The organism is Desulforegulaceae bacterium (assembly GCA_034006035.1).
Taxonomy (GTDB): domain Bacteria; phylum Desulfobacterota; class Desulfobacteria; order Desulfobacterales; family JACKCP01; genus JACKCP01.
The window spans coordinates 191,693-207,650 of the sequence record JAVETN010000001.1 but is presented as its reverse complement, the minus strand read 5'-3'; the positions used below and the strand labels follow the sequence as shown (position 1 = coordinate 207,650).

The window sequence follows — 15,958 nt, the reverse complement described above, 5'->3', positions numbered from 1 at the left end:
AATGGATGTATTTAAAATTATAGATAAATATTACAAAACCAATGAAAAAGCAAAAAAAGTGCTTTTAACCCATAGTGAACTTGTTGCCAAAAAAGCCCTGAAAATAGCGGAGAATCTTAAAGAGCCCATAGACAAGAAACTAGTGTACGAGGGCTCAATTCTTCATGATATAGGAATGATTTTCACCAATGCTCCAGAGATTGGATGCAATGGAAAGCATCCATATATCTGCCATGGAATATTAGGAAGACAAATACTTGAAAAAGAAGGCCTTGTAAAACATGCACTGATTTGTGAAAGGCATACAGGAACAGGAATTACCAAAGAAGAAATAATTAAAAAAAACCTCCCCCTTCCCTTAAAAGATATGGTTCCTGTTTCTCTTGAGGAACAAATAATCTGCTATGCAGACAAATTTTTTTCAAAGGGTCTCAAAAACCTTGAAAAAGAAAAAACTCTGGAAGAAATTGAAAAAACACTTTCGGGATACGGAGGGAATCATCTTAAAAAATTCAGGAATTGGCATCTAAAATTCAATGTATAAAAAAAACTTAAAAAAATATTTAAAATTTTATTTTATCACAGACTCTCAAAATATAAATTTTTCTATGCTCTATCAGGTAAAAGAGGCTGTTTTGGGCGGAGCAACAATTGTTCAGTATAGAAACAAAACATTCTTACCCAAGCATATTAATGAAGTCTATGAAATAAAAAACTTTTTAAAACTTAATAAAATTCCTTTTATAATAAATGACAATATTTTACTTGCCAAAGCAGTGGATGCTGATGGAATCCATCTTGGACAAAATGACTTCTCACCTTCTGAAGCCAGAAATGTTCTTGGAAAAAACAAAATAATTGGAATTTCTGTTTCTGATTTAAATGAGTTTAAAAATACAGATTTTTCTTTTTGTGACTATATCGGCCTTGGCCCTGTATTTCCAACTGATACAAAAAAAGATGCAAAAAAAGCCTGCGGACTTGATTTTGTTTCCCAAATTTCAGCCAAATCAAACCTGCCTATAGTTGGAATAGGTGGAATAAATCTTGAAAACGCAAGTTCAGTTCTTGATTCAGGTGCTGTTGGAATTTGTGTTATAAGTGCTCTTACAAAAGAAAAAAACATTTATAAAGCTTCAACTTTATTATCAAATCTCTTAAACATCAATCCTGAAAAAATCAGCCAAAAGTGGGGAAATGAATTTGAACTTATAGAAAAACTTACCAAGTTCAAGTCATTTAAAAGAAACATAAAAATAAGTGCAGGGGATGATTCAGCTCTTTTATACTGCATTAAAAAGCCTGTGATTTCAACTGACACCCAAAGGGAAGACATTCATTTCAAACTTTCATGGCAAAACTTTTATGAAATTGGATTTAAAACTGTTTCTGTATGTTTAAGTGATCTTGCTGCATCATATGCTAGGCCTTTGTCTGTTTTTATAAATCTAGGCCTGCCAGATTATGTTTCAGACCAGGATATTATTGAGCTTTACAAAGGAATTGATGAAAATCTTTCCTTACACAATTGCTCAATAGGCGGTGGTAATGTATCGGCAGCTGAAAAATTTTGTATTGACCTTTTTGCAATTGGTGAAGGAAGCGAAATTTTTCCTAAAAGATCAGGCGCAAAAGAAGGTGAGCTGATCTGTTCAACAGGTTTTTTGGGGCTTTCCAAAGCAGGGCTTGAAATAGTTGAAAAAAACATAAAAGGCTATGAGTTTCTAGTAAACGCATTTAAAAGACCAACTCCTAAATTTTTTGAATCTAAAATCCTTGAAAAATTCAAAGTAAATTGTGTTATAGACATTAGTGACGGGCTTTACGGAGATTTAATTCACCTAACAAAAACTTCAAAACTCAGCAGTATTATTTATGAAAAAGATCTTTTAGTCCATCCTGAACTTGAAAAATACTGCCAGGATTTCAATAAAAATCCTCTTGAATATATTGTTTCTGGAGGAGAAGATTATGAACTTCTTTTCACCTGCCCAGAAAAAAGCTTTGAAAGCATAAAAAAAGAAATTAACAATGCCTTTATTGTCGGGAAAACAGCAAAACTTAAAGATAAATATATAAAATCTAAAATCATAGGAAATTCCTTTGACCATGGACATAAAAACTTTTAAAATCCAAACCTAAAAGAAAAAAATTAAACTTACCTCTAGCCTGTGATTTGGTGTTCAAGCCACAACTTAATTGACCCACTAAAATAACCGGCTGAAAAAAGGCTTATAATTATATAAAAATTCAAGCCTTGATGTTATAAAAAAGAAAAGGTAAATTTAATTATATCAAGAATAACAAAGCTTGATTTTAAATTTACTAAACTGTCTTAAAAAATCTTTATAGCTGATTATTCCTTACTAACTGAAAAATTTGCAAAAACGGGATTCGGCTGACCAAAATCATTTACAATTTTTTAAACAAAATTATATAAAAAACGAAAGCTGTGATATGAAGTCAATGAAAATCTATTTGTTTCTGATTGCTGTTTTCACTCCTCAATTCCTCCAGGCATCACAATTAGACTCAAATCTAAACTCTCAAACAGAAATTTTAATGCTTGGATTCTATGTACTTCTTGCACTTGTAGTTTCTTTTCTCTGTTCTATTTCAGAAGCAGTTCTTTTAAGTATTCCCCCTTCTTATGTTGAAGGTAAAAAAGAAACAAATAAAAAACTGTTTCTCCTTTTAAAAAAAATCAAACTGGATAAGATTGACAACTCTCTTGCTTCAATTTTAACCCTTAAAACAATAGCTCACACTATAGGTGCATTAGGTGCAGGGGCAAAATCAACAGCTGTTTTTGGAAGTACTTGGTTTGGTGTTTTTTCCGCTGTAGTCACTTTTATCTTTCTTTTTGTCTCTGAAATCATCCCAAAAACCATAGGAGCTATACATTGGAAAATACTTATCTGGCCTAGTTCCATTTTTATCAAAATCCTTACCACAATTTTATACCCTCTTGTCTGGATGTGTGAAAAAATTACAAAGATTATTTCCGGGGGGAAAAAGAAAAACATTTTCAACAGAGAAGAATTTATTGCAATGGCCGCTGCTGCGGAATACTCGGGAGAACTTGACAAAAAAAAATCCAGGATAATTAAAAACCTCTTTTGCTTTGACTCCATAAAAGTTTCTTACATAATGACTCCAAGGACAGTGCTCTTTGTTTTAAATGAAAATATAAAAATTTCAGAAGCAGCTTCAAAAGTATCAAAACAGTCTTTTTCAAGAATTCCCCTTTTCAACTCAGGTATTGATGATATTACAGGATTTGTTTTAAAAGATGATATTCTTGTTTTAGCATCAGAAAACAGAGGCAAAGAAAATCTTTCTATTTTAAAAAGAAAAATAACAGCAGTTCCTGAAACAGTCTCGCTTACTGAACTATTTGAAAAATTTTTAAAAGAAAGACACCATATTGCAGTTGTTGTAAATGAACATGGAAGCACCCAGGGAATTGCAACCCTTGAAGATATAATTGAAACTCTCATGGGAATGGAAATAGTTGATGAGACTGACAGAGTTGTTGATATGAGAGTTCTTGCAAAAAAAGAATGGTTAAAACGTGCCAAAAACATGGGGATAGAGTTTCAGGAAGATAAAAACAAAGATTAAACCAAAAACTAAATTAATTTCATACATACAGGACAAAACTATGAAATTCAGACCTTGTATTGATCTCCACGACGGAGTTGTAAAACAAATTGTGGGTTCATCTCTTTCGGATAACCCAGATAAAAAAATTGAAACCAATTTTGTTTCAAAAAAACCTTCTGAATGGTTTGCAAATTTATACAAAAAGGACAATCTCAAAGGTGGCCATCTAATCCAACTTGGAAAAGGAAACGAAGATGCTGCAAAAAGAGCTCTTCAGGAATGGCCTGGAGGAATTCAGGTTGGAGGGGGAATAAATTGCGACAATGCTCTTTACTGGCTTGAAAACGGAGCCCAGGCTCTTATTGTTACCTCCTATGTTTTCCATGACGGAGTAATTGATGAACAAAGGCTTAAAAAAATTTCAAAACTAGCTGGAAAAAATCGCCTTGTTCTTGATTTAAGCTGCAGAAAAAAAGGCAACGACTATTATGTGGTTACAAACAGATGGCAGAATTTTACAAAAGAAAAAGTAACAAGAAATCTTCTTGATTATCTTTCAAAATACTGCTTTGAATACCTTGTCCATGCTGTTGATCTTGAAGGCAAATGTAGCGGAATTGAAACAGAACTTATAAAGATTCTTGCAAAATCATCAAATATTCCTGTTACTTACGCAGGTGGAATAAGCTCAAAAGAAGATATTGAAAAAATTAAAATTATGGGAAAAGGCTCAATTGATTTTACTGTGGGAAGTGCTCTTGATATTTTTGGAGGAACTAAGCTAAAATACAAAGAACTTGTTGAAAAGTACGGGTAAACAACACTAAAAACTCTTTAATTGGAAGATTAAAGTTTAGAAAATAAAATTTAAAAACTAAGTCTTTAACAGTTTTTTAAACTATAGATAAATTTGAATCAGACTCTAAATTTCTAGGAAAGATAAACCAATCAGAGGTTTTTTAAAAACATTGCCCTAGATAAAAAACTCTAACGGAGACATTTGATAAAACAAATAAAAACTTTAAAAGAAATGCTTTGAAATTATCTGATGGGGAAGAAACAAAAAGCTTGAGCAGCAGATGAAGCGTAAAATCTTGTTATAACAGGTACACTAATTCCTGGAACAATTTGTCTGAAACAAGATAAAAGGATCTAAATTAAATTGCCAAAGACTAGTTTAAAAATTCTATTTTTAATATTCTTTGAAATTTTTTTTCTGGTTCTCTTTAAAAAAGAATATTTTTTTTCTGATAGATTCTGACTAATCGCATCTTCTGTTTTATCACCTAAAATACCTACTACTTTAAGATCTGAAAGACAGGACATATCTACTCCCCATAAAGTTTTAGATTAGAAAAAGAATATCATCAGGACTAAAGATACATTATGGATCAAAATTTGTTTTAAAGCCAGCCCGAAAAAAACTCACAAAAACCAATTTATAAAAAATAATCAAATTTGTAATCGGGTGAAATTAAAACCGACAGGAAAATCACCTTCCCTGCCGGCAAAAACCATTCTTTTTACTGCACTTTAGGTTTTTTTATTAACCAAATAAGAACAAAGCCAACAATACAAAGTACGGCACTGGAGGTAAAGGCAACTGGAAATAAACCCATGTCTCCAAGCTTTCCTCCTGCTATAGGACATAAAATTCCGCCTATGCCGTATGCAAGAAAAACCATTGGGTAATTCTTTCCAACATTAGCTTCTCCAAACATCTCAGCTGTAAGTGTTGGGAAAAGGGCTAAATTACCGCCAAAATTAAACCCTATGAAAGCTGCTGCTATATAAAAAAGAACCTCAGAACTTGCCATAAAGTTAAAAAGAAAAAGCATAGCCGCTTGAACACTTATCATTACAAGGATAGCAGGCTTTGCTCCTGTTTTGTCTGAAATAATACCCCAGATAATTCTTCCAAGACCATTGGCAACACTTAAAACCGCAAGAGCTGTACCCGCAACAGCACTGGCATTTACAGCTGTCATTCCTACACCACTTAGGGTCTGAATTCCAAACGGCTTAATAAGCCCAATTGTCATAAGACCAGCACCAGCACCAAAGATAAAGGTAACAAACATTAAATAATACTGAGGTTTTAAAAGAAGTGCTTTTCCACTAATATCTATATTCTCTGGACCAGGATCACAGCAAGCACTCTCATCTTCTTCAAGCTCGCAGCCCTCAGGGCACCAGCCCTCAGGAGGATCAACCATGGTAAGACCTCCTAAAGTTACAAGCACAGCAAAGGCTATCCCAAAAATTATAAAAGTAGTTGATAAGCCAAAAGTTTGGATAAGCTTACCAACAGAGCCTGCTAGCTTCACCCATATTGTAGCACCAAAACCAAAGCCTGCTACAGCAAGACCTGTTATCATTCCTTTTTTATCAGGAAACCATTTCATCCCTACCGAAATGGGAACAACATAGGCTATACCTATGCCTGAACCACCCATTACCCCAATAAATAAAAAAATCATCCAAAAATTTGTTCCACCAAATAGACCGGCAATTACATATCCGGTTCCAAGAACTAGACCTCCCAAGATTGCAAGAAACCGTGGCCCAAATCTCTCAAGCTGAAAACCTGACAGCACCATAACAACAGCATACCCTACAAGGCCTGCAGAAAAAGCAGCCATTGTCTGGGTAGTTGTCCAGCCTGCTGTAATCAATTCAGGTGTGAAAACAGACCATGCATAAATTGCCCCTAAACACATCTGGACAAGCACAGCCCCAAAAACCACCAGCCATCTATTCATAACTTTTTGCCCAACCATATTAACTCCTTTTTCACATTTATTCCTTATTAATACGCAAAAAACCGGCAGAAAATTATTTCTGTCGGTTTTTTGCGTATTAATTTAATTTTTGCATCTGGTAAAACCCTAAAAAACAAGGGCTTGTCGTCAGCTTTATTTGATTCTCAATTGCAGGAGGACTAAACTTATTTAAACTATAAAAACCTTCCATTCAAATTTTCCTTTTTAAACTTTCTCTAAAATTAGAACTTACTTTCATGTTAAGCGCTTTTATTGGGTTGAACTCTGAAAAATTCAATATAAACCAATAACAATAAGAGCTAGTCAACCCGATGGATCAATATCACTTATTTCGCCACATTCAATTATAAAGCGTTTAACTTTCTTTTTTTCCCTCTAATTTAAAAAAAACATCCTTCAAGATAGGCTTCATTGTTAAGAAACAACGTTCAGCAAACCCTGATTTTACACAAAAGATCTTGAATGTAGGCAATTATTTACAAATTTTGCAAGCCTGAAAAGTCAGTATAAAAAATAATTTCAGTTTTTAAATCAACTATTCAGCAAGATGTCAATTGTTTTTTTAAATTAAACTCTTTTATTAATGGCAAAACGAACCCTACATAAAAAAAAAGACCGCAACCATTATTTGATTGCGGCCTTAAATACTAATTTTATTTAAACAGTAATCCTTTAAAGATTAAACCATTTCAAATATTGCAGCAGCACCCATACCACCACCAATACACATTGAAACTATACCGTATTTTCCACCGGTACGCTCAAGCTGTGCAAGAAGGGTAGCAGTAAGTTTTGCACCAGTACATCCAAGTGGATGGCCAAGAGCAATAGCTCCACCACATATGTTTACTTTATCCATCATTGGGGTTCCCCAAAGACCAAGTTCCTGGCAGCAGTGAATTGCCTGGGAAGCAAAAGCTTCGTTGATTTCAAAAAGATCTATATCTTCAATCTTCATACCAGCTTGCTTAAGAACTTTTGGAATAGCATATTTAGGACCAACGCCCATTTCTTCTGATCTACAACCTGCAACTGCATAGCTTACTAATTTTGCAATTGGCTTAAGGCCAAGACGATCACATGCTTCTTTTGAAGCAATAAGAGTTGCAGCAGCACCGTCAGTTGTCTGAGAAGAGTTAGCAGCTGTAACCTGACCACCTGCCTTAAAAGGGGAGCCAAGCCTTGCAATTCCATCAGCAGTTGTACCTGGACGAACACCGTCGTCAGCATCAATCATCTTGGTTTCTACTTTATAGGAATCCCCGTCCTTAATATAATATGTTGCAGGAGTAGGAACTATTTCAGTAAAATATCCGTTTTTCTGAGCCTCAGCAGCTTTTGCATTTGAAGCTGCAGCAAATTCATCCATTGTTCTGCGGTCAACCTTGTACCACTCAGCAACGTTTTCAGCAGTAACACCCATTGAAACGTACATCTCTGGCATTGTTTTTGCAAGTTCTGGATGAGGACGTGGGCTGTTTCCACCCATTGGAACAAAAGTCATAGACTCAAGACCACCGCCCATTGTCATTTCTGACCAACCAGCCTGAACTCTTAGCGATGCAAGAGCAATAGCTTCAAGACCAGAAGAGCAGAAACGGTTAACTGTGGCACCAGATACTTCAATTGGAAAACCAGCCTTCATTGCTGCAATACGTCCAATATTAAGTCCCTGCTCACCTTCAGGAAAAGCACAGCCGATCATGCAGTCGTCGATCTCTTTTGGATCAACTTTCACCTTATCAACACATGCCTTCATGATGTGGGAAAGAAGATCTTCAGGTCTTGTTTCCCTGAAAGCACCCCTGCGGTTCTTGCAACCAGGGGTTCTAACGGATGATACTATATATGCGTCTCTCATTTATATCCTCCTAAAAAACGTTTAATATTCTTTCTTTAATTATTAAGCCAGTATTAGTTACGTAGAGGCTTGTTTGTCTTAAGCATGTGATCAATACGTGCAAGAGTCTTTTCTTCTTTACAGAAGTCAACAAATGCCTCACGCTCAAGCCTAAGCACGTGCTCTTCAGAAACCTTTGTTCCGTAATTAACGTCACCGCCAGCAATAACATAAGCAATACGTGTTGCAAGGAATGCATCGTATTCGCTCAGGAACAGACCATTAGCCATATTGTAAAGTTCAGCAGTAACCATACCTGAACCTGAATTACCAACAACAGGAAGGTCTGTCTTCATTGGTGGTGTCCAACCTGCTTCTGCCATTGCAAGAGCTTCTTTCTTTGCTTCACCAATAAGAAGATCACGGTTAAACACTATTCTGTCTTTCCATGGGTGAAGAAAACCAATACCTACAGCCTGAGCAGCTGACATTGAAACTTTTGCCATCCCAATAGCCATGAAGGTATCAATATAAATTTTTGTAAGGTCAAGAGTTTTAGCTGTTCCAGCTGGAAGAGCTTCAACCATTTTTCTATAAAGGTTAGTACATCCGCCACCTGCAGGAAGAAGACCTACACCTATTTCAACAAGACCCATGTAAAGTTCTGAGTGAGAAACTATTTTGTTTGCACCAAGACATGTTTCACATCCGCCACCTAGAGCCAATCCAAAAGGAGCAGCAACTACTGGAACTGATGAATATTTTGAAGCAAGAGTTGTGTCATGGGCAAGCTTAAGGAAATCTTCAATTTCAGTCCACTTTTTATCATGGATAAGACCTGATACATAAGCAAGGTCGGCACCAGCTGAAAAAGCACCTGGCATACCGCCAGCCTGGTTTCCAATTACAACACCTCTTGCGTTTGCATCAAGGTACTCTTGGCAACCATTCATGAACTCAATAATTTCACGGTTAAGAGCGTTCATTTTTGTATGGAATTCAACACAAAAGATGTCATCGCCAAGGTCAATAAGAGAAGCAGAAGCACAGGTTTTAACAACTTTATTATCTGCTTTAGCTGCTGGAAGAGATATAGCGTTTTTATTTCCAGGTACGTCTTTATATGAACCTGATGCAAAATCATAATACTGACGTTTTCCGTCTACCATCTTGTAGAAAGTATCATTTCCGGCTGCAAGCATTTTCTTAACGTTTTCTGATACAGGAAGACCTTCTTTTTCCATTCTTTCAACAGATTCTTTAACACCTATTGCGTCCCAGCACTCAAAAGGTCCAACTTCCCAGCCATAACCCCATTTCATGGCGTTATCAATTTCAACAAGGCTGTCTGCTATTTCAGGGATTCTGTTTGCTGAGTATGTAAAAGCGTTTGCAGTACAATCCCATGCAAACTTTGCACCTTCATCATCACCCCAAATAATTGCTTTAACTTTTTCTTCAAGGGTCTCTTTTTTCTTTGCTTCTTCAAGGCATGGAAAAGAAGCTTTTTCAAAAGCTTCATATTCACCTGTAACAACATTAAGCTGATGCTTGAATCTTTTTCCACTTTCGTCTTTGCCTCTTTTGTAAAAACCTTGCTTGGTTTTATTTCCAAGTTTACCATCAGCAACAAGTTTTTCAACGTAAGCAGGCACCTTAACTATGTCCCTCATTTCATCATCAGGGCATAGGTCATAAGAGTTATTTGCAACATGAACCACAGTGTCAAGACCAACAAGGTCTGCAGTACCAAAAATCGCTGTTCTAGGACGACCCATTGCTGGTCCGAAAAGAGCGTCAGCCTGGGATACAGAAATTTTACCATCTGCAATTGCCTGAAAAACCTTACCAATACCCTGGATACCAATACGGTTACCGATAAAGTTAGGTGTATCTTTTGCCCAAACAATACCTTTACCAAGAACTACTTCACCAAACCATGCTACATAATCAAGAACTTCCTGCTTTGTAGATGCATCGGGAATAAGCTCAAGAAGATGCATATAACGTACAGGGTTGAAGAAATGAGTTCCAAGGAAATGCTCTTTAAAACCCTGGCTTCTTCCTTCGCTGATTTTCGCAAGAGGAATACCTGAAGTGTTTGAAGAAATGATTGAGTCTGCTTTTCTTATACCGTCGATTCTTTCAAAAAGCTGTTTTTTAATCTCAAGATTTTCAACAACAACTTCACAAATCCAGTCACAGTCTGCAAGCTTGTCAAAATCATCTTCAAGGTTACCGGTAGAAATAAGTGCCGCATCTTTCTTAGTCATGATAAGAGAAGGCTTGTTAGCTAAAGTAGCCTGCAGCCCTGCTTCAACAATCCTGTTTCTTGCTGCAGGATCATTTTTTTCTTCATCTTTAAGGTCGAAAGGAACGATATCAAGAAGCAATGTAGGAACTCCTGCACTTGCTAGCAAAGCAGCAATTCCGCCACCCATGATACCAGAACCGATTACAGCGGCCTTCCGGATTTTCCTGGTCATAATTTTTACCTCCTAAAAAATATATGAATGTTAAACAACGGGAAACTAGATATAAAATTAAATCTTTATTGTCATTAACAAAGAGATTATTTAAGTGTCAAGCTAAATTCAATTAATTTTAGTCTTGACTAAAATAAAAGAAAAGTCTCTTACTTTCAATGACTTATATCAAAATTTCCTACTCTAAATACCTTCTTCTAAACATTTATTTTTAAAAATCTATTATCTGTTTTCTTCTATCATTTCCGATATTTCCAATTCTATATCGTTAAGAGCTGCATTTGCCTCATCAATATCATCGAAAATAATAGCATTATAACCTACTTCTTTTTCAGCTTCCTGCATAGCTGCAAGAAGCCAGACCTGAGGATCAACAACTCTGACAACCTCACTCGCTCCCATTTCATAGAGCTCTTTTTGAATTTTTATTATTTCAGAAACATTGGCTGAAACAATCTCTTCACTATTTTTCATTTTAAAGTTTCTCAAATCAGAAAAAACTGTAAAACCTTTTTTAAGTTTTCCTGCCTCCTTAAGAATATCCCCAGCAAAACTGATATAGCCATCAATTGTTATTTCGCCATATTCTATGACTAATCGATTTTTATCAGCATCTGCAATAACTTCATTCATAACCTTTCTTTCCTCCAAAATAACAAAAAACAATTTTACATAAAACAAACAAATCCCAAGAAAAATCAAGTACTACGGGCAAAGAAAATTTAACCGCAATCATTAAAATTCAAAATTTATATGATTTCTAAAAAGGTATGTCATCGTCTTCTTCACTGGATTTTCCGCCGGGGAAACTGTTAAATTCATTATTATCTTGAACTGCCTGAGATTGGCCGTAGTTGCCGCCAGGATGAGGTGGATTGTATCCTACTGGTTGTGAAGAGACCTCTCCCTCTCTTCTTGGAGCAGAATCAAGCATCCTAAGCTCATTACCTACAATTTCTGTAATATAATGGGTAGCACCATTTTTTTCATAGGTTCTTGTCTGAATCTTACCTTCAATATAAACTTTACTGCCTTTCTTGAGATATCTGGCACAAACCTCTGCAAGGCCTCTAAAAACTACTATTCTATGCCATTCTGTCTTTTCTCTTTTTTCGCCGGTGTTTCTGTCTTTCCAGGCCTCGTTTGTAGCTATTGAAAAGTTGCACACAGGATTACCATCCTGGGTATACCTCATTTCGGGATCTTGTCCCAAATTTCCCAAAAGTATAGCCTTGTTAACTCCGCTCATATAATATAAAGCCCTTTCGGTTTTTGGATTAAAAAGATTATAAAGACTCTAAAAGAAAGATTAATTAATTTACCTACCACAATATTTGAAACAGAGCAAAGACATAATTAACATATTTGACTATTAAAACATTTGAGTAAAACTCAGCCAAGGAAGGCCTGAATAAAAACTTGTAGAATCAAATTCTATCATACCAAATTTATTTTTCAATAAAACAATTTTTCATTTGATAACTCTAGACTAAAGACTTAATATTTCAATTCAAAGTCTTTATCAATAAGCTCAATTACAACATAATATATTTGTTTGACAAGATTAAAAGTTCTTTAATTGAACGATAAACTCGTAAAAACAAAAAACTTATCACCTCAAAAAAGGTTTAAAAATTGTCAATTAACTTTAAAAATCAAATTACGACACAGATTTTATCAATTAGACGAACACCTCTTGGTAAAAAAATAAAAAAAACAAAAAACAAAAAATTCCCTGTTTTTGCCTCAGTTGCCCCTGGTTTTTCACACTCCGCATTCAAGGAAGCAAAACTTAAAATCCCATCTTTAGAAAATCTTCATATCACAAAAGGAGGGGTATCATTTAATTCAAATTTTGAAGATATAATAAAAGCAAATGTCTTGCTTGGAATACCTTCCAAAATTCTATTAAGACTTGCCAAATTCAGAGTCTTTAATTTCAATACCCTGGAAAATCAAGTTAAAAAAATACCTTTTGAAATCTTTTTGTTTAAAAATTCAAAAATCAAAATTTCTGCCTCCTCCAGAAAATCAAAACTTATTCATACTAAAGCAATTGAAGAAGCAATGGTTAAAGGTATAAAACAAAGGCTTGAAATTAACCAGCCCCTTGAGTCTCCCAATCCAACTGAAATAAAAATTCAGATACGAATCTCAAGAGATAACGCTGTTATTTCAATGGATTCTTCAGGGGAACATCTTTACAAAAGAGGCTTAAAAACTCTTTCCTGCCATGCTCCCATAAGAGAAAACCTGGCTTTTGCAGGACTGTTCAACAGCGGCTATAATGGAAGTTCTATGTTTTTCGATCCCATGTGCGGTAGCGGAACTTTTTCAGGGGAAGCATCAATAATTTCCTCAAATACTCCTCCTGGAATATTTAGAAATTTTGCTTTTGAAAACTGGCCCTTATTTGACATAGAACTCTATAAAAAGATAATTTCTGAAGAAAAAAGAAAAATTATCAGAAAAAAAGAAACAATCTTTGCTTCGGACATTAATTATAATAATGTCCTGATTGCCAAAAAAAACTTTACAAACACAGAGCCTGGAAAAAACATCAGATTTTTCTGTTCAAATTTTTTTGATTTAAAAAAACAGACAAGCCCGGGAACAATTGCAATCAACCCGCCCTATGGAATAAGAGTTGAAAAAGAAAAAAACTTTTTAAAAAAACTAAGACTAAAACTAAGAAAAGATTTTTACAAATTCACCCTTGTGCTTACAATACCAAAATCTTTTCAAGATCAATATTTTACAGGCAAAAACTTTGATTGTATTCCTTTTGTTCACGGAGGGATAGAAATGAACCTTGTTATTGGTAAAATTGAATAAAAGTTTAATAAATCAAAAAAAACAATCTGATCATACCTGGGGTTTATTGTAAGGTTTCTTTCCAAGCCTTACAATAAGTTCTCCTATTCTGTTTTTCTCCATTTCCTTAACTGTTACAGAAAGGTTGCCAAGCTCTAGAACTTCCTTTTCCTCAGGGATTCTTCCTATGTACTCTAAGATATAACCTGAAAAGGTATCGTAATTGGGAGATTCAGGAAGATTTTGCTTCAGCTTTCTATTAACATCTTCAATTTCAGCCTTACCAAGAATTATCCATTCATTGGTTTTTATCTTTACTATATGGGGTTCAACATAATCAGTTTCATCGCTTATCTCACCAACAATTTCTTCAAGTACATCTTCAAGAGTGATAAGACCTGATACTCCGCCATGCTCATCAACCACAATAGCCATATGATTTTTTCTATACTTAAACTGATGAAGAAGAGTATTGATTCTTTTGTGCTCAGGAATAAAATAAGGTTCCCTCATCACTTCTCTTATACTTGGCCATGAATTATGTTCAGAATAATATCTGAAAATATCTTTTATATGAACAGTTCCTATAATATTATCTATATTCCCTTCTTTAACTGGAAACCTTGAAAAACCTGCATCCAAAAGTTCCCTCATTTCTGGAACATTATCAATATTTATTACAAACATATCCCTTCTTGGCCTCATTATTTCAGAAGCTGAAATATCATCAAATTCAAAAATATTTCTTATCAGCTCCCTTTCCTCCCGCCTTATTTCACCTTCTTCTTCACCTACTTCCACATAAGTTAAAAGTTCTTCTTCAGTTACTGTGGGAAGCTTTTCAATTCCGCCTAAAAGCAGGGGAATAAAATCCATGACTTTTATAAAAGGATAAAAAAACCAGTAAAGCCAAAATAAAGGGTAAATAACAATCTTAGCTATGATAAGGTTGTTGCGAGTTGCTATTGATTTGGGTAGAATCTCACCAAACACAAGAATAAGAAGGGTCATTCCACCAGTAGCTATTCCAACTCCAGTGTTACCGTAAAGCTCAATGGCCGCAGCTGTTGCAAGTGATGATGCTGCAATATTTACAAGGTTGTTGCCAATAAGAATTGTTGTCAGAAGCCTGTGGGGATTTTCCTTCATCCTCCTGATTAGCTGACTGAATCTATCCTGGTTTTTTGAGATATGTCTTGTTTTTGCTTCGTTCAGTGAAAAAAGGGCTATTTCAGCTGATGAAAAAAAGGCAGACAAAAAAACAAGAAAAAAAAGACTTACTAATTTGATTTCCATTTATTATCTTCTTGAAAAAAATGTACTTGTTGTTTGTTAGGTTTTTCTGTATTTATTTTATTTTTGCCATAAATTAATTCAATCTAAGTTTAAGTTCAATGAAAAAAAACTTTTTTTTAATTTTCCTTATCTTATTTTCAACTGCTTCTTGGGCTGAAGACTTAAACTATAAGAAAAGTCCACTTCCATCAAAAACCTTTTCATTTTTTTTTGAAAATGACACTTTTTTTGATACAGATAAAGAGTACACCAATGGAATCAGGCTTTCCATGACATACGCCAACCTTCCTCCCAGGTATTTATCTGTACAAAATTTGCTAGAAAATATAGGAAAATTAACTCAATTTTCAGAAAAAAGCAAAAAACAAGCGTTTTCTCTCAGCATGGGACAAAACATCTATACCCCTGAAAACACCGAAGCAACTGAAATTGTCAAAACCGAAAGACCTTATGCAGGACTGACATATATAAGTGCAGGAATAATTTCAACAACAAGTACACAAATGCAAACCATTGAACTTTCAGCTGGGATAGTAGGCCCCTTGTCTTTAGCAGAAAAAACCCAGACAACTCTCCATAATGCTTTCAACTGGAAAGAAGTTATGGGATGGGACAATCAGCTTTCCAACGAACCATTTTTAGGACTTGTATATTCCAAGCGATGGAAGATAAAACAAAAAAGCAATCAAGGATTTGGATTTGATATAATTCCGGAAATGAGTGCAACCTTTGGGAATGCTTTTATCTACCTTCAGTCAGGGATAGGCTTAAGGGTGGGGTATAATATCCCAAATGATTTCGGAACCCCAAGAATAAGACCTGCAACAGACACAAACTTTCCCCTTGATGAAGCAGACCCAAGATTTTATCCTAAATTTGAAAGATTTGGAATTTATTTTTTTTGCAATATGGACGCCAAGTTTGTACCAAGAAATATTCTCCTGGACGGAAACACATTTAAAAGCAGCCACAGCGTTAAAAGGTACCCTGTCACAGGAACAACAATACTGGGTCTTGGGATAATAGTCCACAGATTCAACATTGTTTACGGCCATGTATTTGATTCAAAACTCTACAAGGATCAAAAGGACAAACAACGCTACGGAACAATAAGTATTTCCTATTCCTGGTAA

At 35.1% G+C, this 15,958-nt stretch carries 12 protein-coding genes; 6 read left to right on the top strand and 6 right to left on the bottom strand.

The features are described from left to right. Position 1: 1 nt before the first annotated feature. The 4 genes from RBR53_00990 to hisA all read left to right on the top strand — a co-directional run bounded on the left by RBR53_00990 (position 2) and on the right by hisA (position 4,423). Positions 2–544 carry an HD domain-containing protein gene (locus RBR53_00990; protein MDY0131222.1) on the top strand — a complete coding sequence of 181 codons (543 nt, stop codon included), beginning with the start codon at positions 2–4 and terminating at the stop codon, positions 542–544. After that, positions 537–2,129 carry a thiamine-phosphate kinase gene (gene thiL / locus RBR53_00985; GenBank protein ID MDY0131221.1) on the top strand — a complete coding sequence of 531 codons (1,593 nt, stop codon included), beginning with the start codon at positions 537–539 and terminating at the stop codon, positions 2,127–2,129. Before RBR53_00990 ends, thiL begins: the two co-directional genes overlap by 8 nt. Positions 2,130–2,466: 337 nt before the next feature. After that, on the top strand, positions 2,467–3,624 hold the full coding sequence (locus tag RBR53_00980) for a CNNM domain-containing protein (GenBank protein MDY0131220.1): 1,158 nt from the start codon (positions 2,467–2,469) through the stop codon (positions 3,622–3,624). A 40-nt stretch (positions 3,625–3,664) separates the two neighbouring features. Next, a complete protein-coding gene (hisA, locus tag RBR53_00975) occupies positions 3,665–4,423 on the top strand; it encodes a phosphoribosylformimino-5-aminoimidazole carboxamide ribotide isomerase (protein MDY0131219.1) in 759 nt (252 codons plus the stop codon). A gap of 706 nt (positions 4,424–5,129) precedes the next feature. On the opposite strand, the gene RBR53_00970 is transcribed toward hisA, so the two are convergent. From RBR53_00970 to RBR53_00950, 5 genes are all read right to left on the bottom strand, one after another. Beyond that, complete coding sequence (locus RBR53_00970; GenBank protein ID MDY0131218.1) at positions 5,130–6,386, bottom strand: OFA family MFS transporter; 1,257 nt, start codon at positions 6,384–6,386, stop codon at positions 5,130–5,132. A gap of 682 nt (positions 6,387–7,068) precedes the next feature. Continuing rightward, on the bottom strand, positions 7,069–8,250 hold the full coding sequence (locus RBR53_00965) for a thiolase family protein (protein MDY0131217.1): 1,182 nt from the start codon (positions 8,248–8,250) through the stop codon (positions 7,069–7,071). Between the two features lie 53 nt (positions 8,251–8,303). Further along, positions 8,304–10,715: a 3-hydroxyacyl-CoA dehydrogenase NAD-binding domain-containing protein gene (locus RBR53_00960; protein MDY0131216.1), complete on the bottom strand. Its 2,412-nt coding sequence runs from the start codon at positions 10,713–10,715 to the stop codon at positions 8,304–8,306. Between the two features lie 222 nt (positions 10,716–10,937). Further along, positions 10,938–11,348: a hypothetical protein gene (locus tag RBR53_00955; GenBank protein ID MDY0131215.1), complete on the bottom strand. Its 411-nt coding sequence runs from the start codon at positions 11,346–11,348 to the stop codon at positions 10,938–10,940. Positions 11,349–11,475: 127 nt separating this feature from the next. Beyond that, positions 11,476–11,964 (bottom strand): single-stranded DNA-binding protein, encoded by a 489-nt coding sequence (locus RBR53_00950; GenBank protein MDY0131214.1) that lies wholly within the window; start codon positions 11,962–11,964, stop codon positions 11,476–11,478. A 386-nt stretch (positions 11,965–12,350) separates the two neighbouring features. Between RBR53_00950 and RBR53_00945 the strand changes: the two genes are divergently transcribed. Then, positions 12,351–13,550: a hypothetical protein gene (locus tag RBR53_00945; protein ID MDY0131213.1), complete on the top strand. Its 1,200-nt coding sequence runs from the start codon at positions 12,351–12,353 to the stop codon at positions 13,548–13,550. 30 nt (positions 13,551–13,580) lie between these two features. Here RBR53_00945 and RBR53_00940 read toward each other — a convergent pair whose 3' ends face one another. Continuing rightward, a complete protein-coding gene (locus RBR53_00940; GenBank protein ID MDY0131212.1) occupies positions 13,581–14,825 on the bottom strand; it encodes a hemolysin family protein in 1,245 nt (414 codons plus the stop codon). Between the two features lie 98 nt (positions 14,826–14,923). Here RBR53_00940 and RBR53_00935 point away from each other — a divergent pair, with 98 nt between their 5' ends. Beyond that, positions 14,924–15,958: a lipid A deacylase LpxR family protein gene (locus tag RBR53_00935; GenBank protein MDY0131211.1), complete on the top strand. Its 1,035-nt coding sequence runs from the start codon at positions 14,924–14,926 to the stop codon at positions 15,956–15,958.

Excerpts from the sequence above, each read along its gene's own strand:
- RBR53_00990 (MDY0131222.1), top strand. The coding sequence starts at position 2 with ATGGATGTATTTAAAATTATAGATAAATATTACAAAACCAATGAAAAA.
- thiL (MDY0131221.1), top strand. The coding sequence starts at position 537 with ATGTATAAAAAAAACTTAAAAAAATATTTAAAATTTTATTTTATCACA.
- RBR53_00980 (MDY0131220.1), top strand. The coding sequence starts at position 2,467 with ATGAAAATCTATTTGTTTCTGATTGCTGTTTTCACTCCTCAATTCCTC.
- hisA (MDY0131219.1), top strand. The coding sequence starts at position 3,665 with ATGAAATTCAGACCTTGTATTGATCTCCACGACGGAGTTGTAAAACAA.
- RBR53_00970 (MDY0131218.1), bottom strand. The coding sequence starts at position 6,386 with ATGGTTGGGCAAAAAGTTATGAATAGATGGCTGGTGGTTTTTGGGGCT.
- RBR53_00965 (MDY0131217.1), bottom strand. The coding sequence starts at position 8,250 with ATGAGAGACGCATATATAGTATCATCCGTTAGAACCCCTGGTTGCAAG.
- RBR53_00960 (MDY0131216.1), bottom strand. The coding sequence starts at position 10,715 with ATGACCAGGAAAATCCGGAAGGCCGCTGTAATCGGTTCTGGTATCATG.
- RBR53_00955 (MDY0131215.1), bottom strand. The coding sequence starts at position 11,348 with ATGAATGAAGTTATTGCAGATGCTGATAAAAATCGATTAGTCATAGAA.
- RBR53_00950 (MDY0131214.1), bottom strand. The coding sequence starts at position 11,964 with ATGAGCGGAGTTAACAAGGCTATACTTTTGGGAAATTTGGGACAAGAT.
- RBR53_00940 (MDY0131212.1), bottom strand. The coding sequence starts at position 14,825 with ATGGAAATCAAATTAGTAAGTCTTTTTTTTCTTGTTTTTTTGTCTGCC.
- RBR53_00935 (MDY0131211.1), top strand. The coding sequence starts at position 14,924 with ATGAAAAAAAACTTTTTTTTAATTTTCCTTATCTTATTTTCAACTGCT.